This window comes from Marinovum sp. PR37 (genome assembly GCF_028807375.1).
Classification (GTDB): domain Bacteria; phylum Pseudomonadota; class Alphaproteobacteria; order Rhodobacterales; family Rhodobacteraceae; genus Marinovum; species Marinovum algicola.
Genome location: NZ_JARAML010000005.1, coordinates 35,606 through 44,597 on the forward strand (window position 1 = coordinate 35,606; position 8,992 = coordinate 44,597).

Below are 8,992 nucleotides of genomic sequence, written 5' to 3' on the forward strand. Positions count from 1 at the left end.
CCGGACAGTTTCAACCGATGCTGCATTGCAGAAAATGCATATCCGGTCGACCAAACTGTCGATTGTTAGCGCCACCGCAGAAGCCTAATTAAAGCCCACGGAGGAAATGAAACAGCATCTTCTGGGGAACGTCCCCACCCACGAAAGGACTATGAAAATGGCTTATGCTTCGTCCAATACCGTCTCCGGCTTCAGCTTCTCTGCCCTGGTGCACACTGCTGCCGAGGCGTTCAAGACCGCCCGCGCTCGCCGCGCCGTTTACAACCGGACCTACGATGAGCTTTCGGTGCTCTCGGACCGTGACCTGAACGATATCGGCATCGCGCGCTCGCAGATCCGCGACATCGCCCTGCAAGAGGCAGCGCAGGTTCGCTGACCCCCACGGAATTCCGCTGGCGCGCCAAGGGCGCAGCCGCATCACGCGGGCCAATGAATTGGCCCGCGTTTTATTTTGCGACGGCCGTTATGCCCGAAGGAAGTGACCCGTCGCCAGCCTTGCGCCGCGGACATTTCAAACTGCATGCATTTTGTGCAACGCGGGCATTCCGAATTGGCGTTAGCGGTCGCGCGCGGGCGGGTTTATGCCAAGCGCGAACACTCTACCGCTTTCTGGAGCACCGATATGACCTTTCTCACCACTCTCGCGAAACGCATCGCAACCGCCATCCGGCAGGAGCCCGTGCCCTGCTGGACCGAATACCTGCGCAACACCCGGCCCAATTCCTGAGGCTTCCGGCGTCTGCCGATGACCTGCGATCGCGCCCGGCCCTTGCGCCGGGGCGCGACCATCGGTATACGCCCCCGGTGGCCTCTCGGGCCGCGACTCACATCAATCAAGAAACGCCGTGGTCTGCCAACTCGCTTCGGGGCAGCATCCGGCAAGGAGAAGCGACATGAAACTCAATGAGCTGCGCGACAACGAAGGCGCAAACAAACGCAAGAAACGCGTTGGCCGTGGCCCGGGTTCGGGCATGGGCAAAACCGCAGGCCGCGGTATCAAGGGTCAGAAATCCCGTTCGGGTGTGGCCATCAAAGGCTACGAAGGCGGCCAGATGCCGCTCTATCAACGTCTGCCCAAGCGTGGCTTCAACAAGCCGAACCGCAAGGCATTCGCTGTCGTCAACCTTGGCCTGATCCAAAAATTCATCGAAGCCGGCAAGCTCGACGCTGGCAAGATCGACGAAGAGACCCTGATCGCCTCGGGCGTCGTCCGCCGCAAACTCGACGGTATCCGCGTGCTGGCCAAGGGCGAATTGACCTCGAAAGCCACCATCACCGTGACCGGCGCCTCCAAGGCGGCCGTGGATGCGGTGGAAAAGGCCGGCGGCTCTCTTACGGTCACGGGTGCGCAAGCTTCCGAATAAGCGGGTTGTGAGCGGTGCTCTCGCCGCTTACATAGCTTACAGTTTTCCAAACGCCGCCCGCCGGAAAACGGCTCTGGGCGGCGTTTTCATAGAGCGAGATTAACGAGCCATGGTATCAGCAGTAGAGCAGATGGCGGCCAACACCAGCTGGGCAGCGCTCGGCAAGGCCACCGACCTGCGCAACCGCATCCTCTTCACCCTCGGTCTTCTGATCGTCTACCGTCTGGGCACTTTCATTCCGGTTCCCGGGATCGACGGCGCCGCGCTGCGTGATTTCATGGAGCAGGCCGGGCAGGGCATCGGCGGCATGGTCTCGATGTTCACTGGTGGCGCGCTGGGGCGGATGGGCATCTTTGCCCTTGGTATCATGCCCTATATCTCGGCCTCGATCATCGTGCAGCTGCTGTCTTCGATGGTTCCGGCGCTCGAACAGCTCAAGAAAGAGGGCGAGCAGGGCCGCAAGAAGATCAACCAGTGGACCCGCTACGGCACAGTGGTGCTCGCCACCTTCCAGGCGTATGGCCTCTCGGTCGGGCTATATGCCAACGATTTTGTTTCGGCTGACATCGACCAGAGCTTCTTTATCGCCTCCTGCGTCATCACGCTGGTTGGCGGCACGATGTTCCTGATGTGGCTGGGCGAACAGATCACTGCGCGCGGCATCGGCAACGGTATCTCGCTGATCATCTTTGTCGGCATCATTGCCGAGGTTCCGGCCGCCCTGGCTCAGTTCTTTGCCTCGGGCCGCTCCGGCGCGATCAGCCCGGCGGTGATCGTCGGCGTGATGGTCATGGTGGTCGCGGTGATCATGTTCGTGGTCTTCATGGAACGCTCGCTGCGCAAGATCACCATTCAGTATCCCCGCCGCCAGCAGGGCATGAAGATCTCGGAGGCGCAGCAAAGCCATCTGCCGGTCAAGGTCAACCCGGCCGGCGTGATCCCGGCGATCTTTGCCTCCTCGCTGCTGCTGCTGCCGACCACGATCGCTACCTTCAGCGGCAACCAGACCAGCCCGCTGATGTCGACGATCCTGGCCTATTTCGGCCCCGGACAGCCGCTCTACCTGCTGTTCTTTACGCTGATGATCGTGTTCTTCGCGTATTTCTACACCTTCAACGTCTCGTTCAAACCCGATGACGTGGCCGACAACCTGAAAAACCAGAACGGTTTTGTGCCCGGCATCCGGCCCGGCAAGAAAACGGCGGAATACCTCGAATACGTGGTGAACCGGGTGTTGGTTCTCGGCTCGGCCTATCTTGTGGCGGTGATGCTGCTGCCGGAAATCCTGCGCGGCCAGCTGGCCATTCCGTTCTATTTCGGCGGCACCTCGGTTCTGATTGTCGTGTCGGTGACCATGGACACCATCCAGCAGGCCCAGAGCCATCTTCTGGCCCATCAGTACGAAGGCCTGATCCAGAAATCGCAACTGCGCGGTAAGGGCAAGGCCCGCAAGAAACGCAGCCCCGTTCGGAGATAATCCCGCATGAACATCATTCTTCTTGGGCCCCCGGGGGCAGGAAAAGGCACGCAGGCACGCAAGTTGGTAGACGAGCGCCGGATGATCCAACTGTCGACCGGCGACATGCTGCGCGAGGCCAAGGACAGCGGCACCGAGATGGGCAACCGCGTGGCCGAGGTGATGGCGCGCGGCGAGCTGGTCACCGACGAGATCGTGATCGGGCTGATCGAGGAAAAGCTGGAGAAGGATGCCAATTGCGGGTTCATCTTCGATGGCTTCCCCCGGACTTTGGCGCAAGCCGACGCACTGGATGCGCTGCTGGCCAAACACGGCAAATCGCTGCATGCGGTGATCGAGATGCGGGTGAATGACGATGCGCTGGTGGCGCGGATCACCGCACGTTCGACCTGTGGCGTCTGTGGCGAGGTCTACAACGACCAGACCAAGCCCTGGCCCGAAGGCGGCAAATGCGCCAACTGCGGCTCGACCGATCAGAAGCGGCGCGCCGATGACAACGAGGACAGCCTGCGCACCCGGCTGATGGGGTATTACAAGCAGACCTCGCCGCTGATCGGCTATTACTACGCCAAGGGCAAGCTGCGCCCGATCGATGGCATGGGCACACCCGACGAGGTCCGCCACGAACTGGAAATTCAGCTCGGTTAGAAGGCTAGGCGGCCGGGCCGACGCCCGGCCTTTCGCCCCGGCGCCCGATGACAATGGGCCTAGCCTGCGATAGCCGGTGTGCGAGGCCCAAGGACGAGGGTTGATTTGCTCCTATCTCATCGTAATCGATTCATATTCTTGAAGACCCGCAAAACCGCTGGGACCTCCGTGGAAATGGCGCTTCAGCCATATTGCGCTCCGGAGCTCGAAGGGGCGGTGGAAGAGGCCGTCTCGGCCACGGTAAGCGAGCAAGGTATCATTGGAACCCGGAAGATTCCGCGAAAGAAACTGACCGGCCTTAATGCCGAGTGGTTCAATCACATGAGTGCTTCTGAAGTGGCGGAAAAGGTAGGTCGAGAAACGTTCTTCGCCTATCCACGGATTACCACAGTGCGCAATCCTTTCGATCAACTGGTGTCCCGATGCCACTGGCAGATGCACCAGGGCCGAGGGTCATACTCGAACTTCGACGAGTTGAAGGCCTATTTCCGCGACCTGATCCTGAATCGGAACTGGCCGGATGACCGAGAGATCGTTTTTCTAGATGGTGAATTTATTATCGACCACGTGGTCCGGTTCGAGCATTTGCGGGATGATTTGGGCAGCCTGTCGGACATACTGAACCTAGACACACGTTACATGCATCTGCCACACACCAAAGATACCGGAGCAGCTCGGCGCGGTCAGGCTGTCGCGGACTATTTTGACCAGGACACGATCGAGGAGGTGAGACGCCGCATGGCTTGGGTGTTCGAGCGTTTCAACTATCCGGACACACCGGACACGCGGCCGCGGCAATAGCTGATCGACGCGCACAGATTTCAGGAGGTCGCGATTTGGCGGGACATGGCAGGGTTTTTTACGAGATGCCGCGCAATGCCCGCGATCGTCTGACCGCGGCACAGACGGTTTTTGCGTCATACAAGAAGCAATTCCATACAGTGGCCGAGCTACAAAATTTCCTTATGGCTACCTACGTGCCGTGGGACCGCAGTTGGGTCTACAAGACCAACGCCAAGGCCGGCTCGTCTTCGGTGCTGTCGTTCCTGTTCGCGTTGGAATTCGGAGTCCCGTTTTCAGTAAAGCTGCTGACGACGGCCGACCACAATCCTGATACCGCTTTGCACCAAATGCGCGCCGCGCATGTATTCGAACCAGTGCTGAACCTCCCCGGGATCGAGAATTTTCCCGATTTCCTGGCAAACACCTTTTCCTTCACTGTTGTGCGGGAGCCGGCCCGGCGGGTTCTGTCGTCCTTTCGCTACATCTGCCAGTCCAACGAAAAGCAGAGCGAAAAGCTGTTGCGCGATCGTATCCGCCTGTCCGCAGTAACCGGATTTGACTGGGACCGGCACCCTGGCACGGTTGACGGCTTCCAGAGGTTCCTCGAATTCATTCTGGTCGAGAGCCGGCAAGAGAAGCTCGTTCCGGTCAACAATCACTGGCGGCCGCAATGGCGGAATGTCCAGGTCGATCTGCTGAAGCCTGATCTCATCGGCCGTCTGGAAGACATGCCGGCCTTCTACCGGGATCTCTGTGAGGCGTTGAACAGGCCGCTCCCTAAAGAACTCGTGGCCGACATTCGCAACCGCCAGCCGAGCGGAGACAGCAGTGCATTTTTGGCTGACGAAACTTGTAGGCGGTTGGTCCGCGATATCTACGCCCGCGATTATGAGCTCTTCGGTTATGACCCAGAGGATGTCGCCAAAGCTTGAACGAAACGGGCCAATCACCGCGTTGTACTCTGCAGTGATCGTGCAGGGGAGGGGCCGAAATCCGCCGTGCAAGATATCTCTTGACATGAGGGCTTGACGATGCCCTCTCAGGCTCATAGTTAGCCCTATCTCGCGTCACGCGAGCGATTCCCGCGAGGGAATCCACCACCTCGAAATCAGCTGCGGCCCGGGTGCTCCATGCCTCGGGCTTACGTTGTGAAAAAAGGTTCTGGCACTACGGAACCGCAACAAAAGGAAAGTGACACTTGGCACGTATCGCCGGCGTTAACATCCCGACCCACAAACGGGTCCCGATCGCCCTGACTTACATCACCGGAATTGGCCACACCTCGGCCAAGCAAATCTGCGAAGCCGTGAACATCGACCCCTCGCGTCGTGTGAACGAGCTGTCCGACGCGGAAGTCCTGGCCGTGCGCGAGCACATCGACGCCAACTTCACTGTCGAAGGCGACCTGCGCCGTGAAGTGCAGATGAACATCAAGCGTCTGATGGATCTGGGCTGCTACCGTGGCCTGCGTCACCGCCGCAACCTCCCCGTCCGCGGTCAGCGGACCCACACCAATGCGCGCACGCGCAAGGGCCCGGCGAAAGCAATCGCTGGCAAGAAGAAGTAAGGGAGGTCTGGAAACATGGCACGTGATACCCGTCGCGGAGGCAAGAAGAAGGTCTCCAAGAACATCGCCACCGGCGTGGCGCATGTGAACTCGTCGTTCAACAACACCAAGATCCTGATCTCGGACGTGCAGGGCAATGCGATCGCATGGTCGTCGGCCGGCACCATGGGCTTCAAGGGCTCGCGGAAATCGACCCCCTATGCCGCCCAGATGGCTGCGGAAGACGCAGGCAAGAAGGCACAGGACCACGGCATGAAGACGCTGGAAGTCGAAGTTCAGGGCCCCGGTTCGGGCCGTGAATCGGCGCTCCGCGCGCTGGCCGCCATCGGCTTCAACATCACCTCGATCCGTGATGTGACCCCGATCGCACACAACGGCTGCCGCCCGCCGAAGCGCCGCCGCGTCTGATCTACAACAATCCAGTTTGGGGCCGGGCATCCGCACGGCCCCATTCCGTCATTTTAACCTCGGGCGCTTTTGCCTTTCGGACATGGGGCAAGAGCAGGAATGGAGGGACGCATGATCCACAAGAATTGGGCCGAGCTGATCAAGCCGACACAGCTGGAGGTCCGCCCCGGCAACGATCCGGCGCGTCAGGCCACCGCCGTGGCCGAGCCTCTGGAACGCGGCTTCGGTCTCACCCTCGGCAACGCGCTGCGCCGCGTGCTGATGTCGTCGCTGCAAGGCGCCGCCATCACCTCCGTCCAGATCGACAACGTGCTGCACGAATTCTCGTCGGTGGCCGGTGTGCGTGAAGACGTGACAGATATCGTTCTGAACCTCAAGGGCGTCGCGCTGCGCATGGAAGTCGAAGGGCCCAAGCGCCTCTCGATCAATGCCAAGGGCCCGGGCGTCGTCACCGCCGGCGACATCTCGGACAGTGCCGGCATCGAGGTGCTGAACAAGGACCACGTGATCTGCCACCTCGACGAGGGCGCGGATGTCTACATGGAACTGACCGTCAACACCGGCAAGGGCTATGTCTCGGCTGACAAGAACAAGCCCGAGGATGCGCCCATCGGCCTGATCCCGATCGATGCGATCTATTCGCCGGTCAAGCGGGTGTCCTATGACGTGCAACCGACCCGTGAGGGCCAGGTTCTCGATTATGACAAGCTGACGCTGAAAATCGACACCGACGGCTCGGTCACCCCCGAGGATGCCGTGGCCTATGCCGCTCGCATCCTGCAAGACCAGCTGTCGATCTTCGTCAACTTCGACGAGCCGGAATCGGCGACCCGTCAGGACGACGACGACGGTCTCGAGTTCAACCCGCTGCTGCTCAAGAAGGTCGACGAGCTCGAGCTTTCGGTGCGCTCGGCCAACTGCCTGAAGAACGACAATATCGTGTATATTGGCGATCTCATCCAGAAGACCGAAGCCGAGATGCTGCGCACGCCGAACTTTGGCCGCAAGTCGCTGAACGAGATCAAGGAAGTGCTGTCGGGCATGGGCCTGCACCTTGGCATGGATGTCGAGGACTGGCCGCCGGACAACATCGAGGATCTGGCGAAAAAGTTCGAAGACGCCTTCTGAGGCTTCCGAACCAGAGATCGAACGAGGGCAGGGCGCAAGCACCTGCCCTTTTTCTTTTGCGGCCATGCGCTCGATATTTCGAGAAATCATGAAATAGACTTGCGGCCGGGCGGCCGGACGGCTAGATGCGCTCTGCATTCGCCGCCGGAAAGGGAGCCGCACCATGTCAGACAATACGCATCTCGACGAAACCAAGCTGCATCAGCCCGATCTGGCGGCGCTTGGCGCGCCGCTGCGCGCGACCCACAAGCCGCGCATCCTGCTGTTGCATGGTTCGCTGCGCAAGACGTCCTATTCCCGGCTGGCCAATGAGGAAGCCGCGCGCATCTTGCAGAAACTGGGCTGCGAAACGCGGGTCTTCGATCCCTCCGGCCTGCCATTGCCCGACGATGCCGAGGCCGACCATCCCAAGGTGCAGGAGCTGCGCGATCTGGTGACCTGGTCGGAGGGCATGGTCTGGTGTTCGCCCGAGCGCCACGGCAGCATGACCGGCATCATGAAGGCCCAGATCGACTGGATCCCGCTCTCGCTCGGCGCGGTGCGGCCGACCCAGGGCAAGACGCTGGCGGTGATGCAGGTCTCGGGCGGGTCGCAGAGCTTCAACGCGGTCAACCAGATGCGCGTTCTGGGCCGTTGGATGCGCTGCCTGACGATCCCGAATCAGAGCTCGGTCGCCAAGGCCTTTCTGGAGTTCGACGGCGACGGGCGGATGAAGCCCTCCGCCTATTACAACCGGATCGTCGACGTGATGGAGGAGCTGGTGAAATTCACCCTGCTGACCCGCGATCTCAAGGCGCATCTGACCGATCGCTACAGCGAACGGGTGGAAAGCGCCGAGCGCCTGTCGCAACGGGTGAACCAGAAGGCGATCTAGCACGCCAGGAGGCCCCGGAGCGGGGTCCGGGGCGCGGCGAGGCAGGGCAGGACCGCAGCGCCAAAACCGGGGCTTGCCCGCCTTCGCCTTTTCGGCTAAAGACCCGCATCCCTCCGGGCCTGTCCCGGGGTGGCTGCGACGGGGCCTTCGGGCCCTTTGCAATTTCCGGGCATCCCGCCCCAATGAGAGCGGCCCGCCACGCATGGGCCGCCGGACAAAGCAAAACCGCCCGTAGAGGGCACATGAAGGACCAAACACATGCGTCACGCAAAAGGTTACCGCCGCCTGAACCGCACCCACGAGCACCGCAAGGCGCTCCTGTCGAACATGGCCGGCTCGCTCATCGAACATGAGCAGATCAAGACCACCCTGCCCAAGGCAAAAGAACTCAAGCGCGTTGTCGAAAAGCTGATCACCCTCGGCAAGCGCGGCGATATCCACGCCCGCCGTCAGGCCGCAGCCGCGCTGAAAGAAGACAAGGACGTCGCCAAGCTCTTCGAAGTGCTCGGCCCGCGCTATGCCGACCGTCAGGGCGGCTACACCCGCGTTCTGAAAGCCGGCTTCCGCTATGGTGACATGGCACCGATGGCGATCATCGAACTGGTCGACCGCGACGTCGATGCAAAAGGCGCCGCCGACAAGGCCCGCCTGGCCGAGATGGAAGCGGCGGACGAATAAACCGTCCAGGTTTCGCCCATTTCAAACCCCCGTTCTTTCGAGCGGGGGTTTTTCTTTGCCACGAG

At 60.9% G+C, this 8,992-nt stretch carries 11 protein-coding genes; all 11 read left to right on the forward strand.

Translation table 11 applies throughout. From position 1 onward, the window contains the following. Positions 1 to 157: 157 nt before the first annotated feature. A complete protein-coding gene (locus tag PVW49_RS05835) occupies positions 158 to 376 on the forward strand; it encodes a DUF1127 domain-containing protein (RefSeq protein WP_074834223.1) in 219 nt (72 codons plus the stop codon). A 517-nt stretch (positions 377 to 893) separates the two neighbouring features. Next, entirely contained in the window at positions 894 to 1,364 is a 471-nt protein-coding gene (rplO, locus tag PVW49_RS05840) for a 50S ribosomal protein L15 (RefSeq protein ID WP_048529603.1), read from the forward strand. 109 nt (positions 1,365 to 1,473) lie between these two features. Beyond that, positions 1,474 to 2,841 carry a preprotein translocase subunit SecY gene (secY, locus tag PVW49_RS05845; protein ID WP_074834228.1) on the forward strand — a complete coding sequence of 456 codons (1,368 nt, stop codon included), beginning with the start codon at positions 1,474 to 1,476 and terminating at the stop codon, positions 2,839 to 2,841. 6 nt (positions 2,842 to 2,847) lie between these two features. Further along, positions 2,848 to 3,489 (forward strand): adenylate kinase, encoded by a 642-nt coding sequence (locus PVW49_RS05850; protein ID WP_074834230.1) that lies wholly within the window; start codon positions 2,848 to 2,850, stop codon positions 3,487 to 3,489. A 78-nt stretch (positions 3,490 to 3,567) separates the two neighbouring features. Continuing rightward, positions 3,568 to 4,290, forward strand: coding sequence for a sulfotransferase family 2 domain-containing protein (locus PVW49_RS05855; protein ID WP_274590114.1), 723 nt, complete (start codon positions 3,568 to 3,570; stop codon positions 4,288 to 4,290). Between the two features lie 35 nt (positions 4,291 to 4,325). Further along, on the forward strand, positions 4,326 to 5,204 hold the full coding sequence (locus PVW49_RS05860; protein ID WP_048529611.1) for a sulfotransferase family 2 domain-containing protein: 879 nt from the start codon (positions 4,326 to 4,328) through the stop codon (positions 5,202 to 5,204). A gap of 266 nt (positions 5,205 to 5,470) precedes the next feature. Then, positions 5,471 to 5,839, forward strand: coding sequence for a 30S ribosomal protein S13 (rpsM, locus tag PVW49_RS05865; RefSeq protein WP_048529614.1), 369 nt, complete (start codon positions 5,471 to 5,473; stop codon positions 5,837 to 5,839). A 15-nt stretch (positions 5,840 to 5,854) separates the two neighbouring features. Next, entirely contained in the window at positions 5,855 to 6,247 is a 393-nt protein-coding gene (gene rpsK, locus PVW49_RS05870; protein ID WP_048529615.1) for a 30S ribosomal protein S11, read from the forward strand. Positions 6,248 to 6,358: 111 nt separating this feature from the next. Next, a complete protein-coding gene (locus PVW49_RS05875) occupies positions 6,359 to 7,375 on the forward strand; it encodes a DNA-directed RNA polymerase subunit alpha (RefSeq protein ID WP_048529616.1) in 1,017 nt (338 codons plus the stop codon). 163 nt (positions 7,376 to 7,538) lie between these two features. Then, positions 7,539 to 8,249, forward strand: coding sequence for an arsenical resistance protein ArsH (arsH, locus tag PVW49_RS05880; protein WP_274566197.1), 711 nt, complete (start codon positions 7,539 to 7,541; stop codon positions 8,247 to 8,249). 258 nt (positions 8,250 to 8,507) lie between these two features. Next, a complete protein-coding gene (gene rplQ, locus PVW49_RS05885) occupies positions 8,508 to 8,927 on the forward strand; it encodes a 50S ribosomal protein L17 (RefSeq protein ID WP_048529621.1) in 420 nt (139 codons plus the stop codon). Positions 8,928 to 8,992 lie beyond the last annotated feature (65 nt).

Excerpts from the sequence above, each read along its gene's own strand:
- PVW49_RS05835 (WP_074834223.1), top strand. The coding sequence starts at position 158 with ATGGCTTATGCTTCGTCCAATACCGTCTCCGGCTTCAGCTTCTCTGCC.
- secY (WP_074834228.1), top strand. The coding sequence starts at position 1,474 with ATGGTATCAGCAGTAGAGCAGATGGCGGCCAACACCAGCTGGGCAGCG.
- PVW49_RS05850 (WP_074834230.1), top strand. The coding sequence starts at position 2,848 with ATGAACATCATTCTTCTTGGGCCCCCGGGGGCAGGAAAAGGCACGCAG.
- rplO (WP_048529603.1), top strand. The coding sequence starts at position 894 with ATGAAACTCAATGAGCTGCGCGACAACGAAGGCGCAAACAAACGCAAG.
- arsH (WP_274566197.1), top strand. The coding sequence starts at position 7,539 with ATGTCAGACAATACGCATCTCGACGAAACCAAGCTGCATCAGCCCGAT.
- rpsK (WP_048529615.1), top strand. The coding sequence starts at position 5,855 with ATGGCACGTGATACCCGTCGCGGAGGCAAGAAGAAGGTCTCCAAGAAC.
- PVW49_RS05875 (WP_048529616.1), top strand. The coding sequence starts at position 6,359 with ATGATCCACAAGAATTGGGCCGAGCTGATCAAGCCGACACAGCTGGAG.
- rplQ (WP_048529621.1), top strand. The coding sequence starts at position 8,508 with ATGCGTCACGCAAAAGGTTACCGCCGCCTGAACCGCACCCACGAGCAC.